The organism is Pseudoalteromonas sp. S1650 (assembly GCF_005887195.1).
Lineage (GTDB): Bacteria > Pseudomonadota > Gammaproteobacteria > Enterobacterales > Alteromonadaceae > Pseudoalteromonas > Pseudoalteromonas simplex.
The window spans coordinates 1-317 of the sequence record NZ_PNDF01000254.1; the positions used below are offsets into that span (position 1 = coordinate 1).

General features: G+C 43.8%; 1 pseudogene. It reads right to left on the bottom strand.

Going from position 1 to position 317, the window contains the following annotated elements:
- A pseudogene (locus CWB80_RS22815) lies at positions 1 to 317 on the bottom strand (acyl-CoA desaturase); the annotation flags it as partial.

Genomic DNA, 317 nt, shown 5'->3' on the forward strand with positions numbered 1-317 from the left:
ATTTAAGCACGCTGAGGTATACCTTGAAAACAAGGTCATCATTTATAATTCCAAAATAGACTCGCTCGGCTTCCATTTCATGGTACGACACCCCCAATTGAAACAGAACACTGAGCAATAGGTAAGTGACAAATTGCCACAGGTTTTTTAACCGCCAACGAAAGTCATTCGATACGCGCAGTAATCCATAACCGAAGTCGCGATCTTTACCAATAATATTGGTATAGGTGTGCTGCTCGGAGTTATGAACGCGGTTCCAGCTCGCCCCATCGCACGCTCTATCCCACTCGTAAGACCTGGAATTTATGTATTTATCG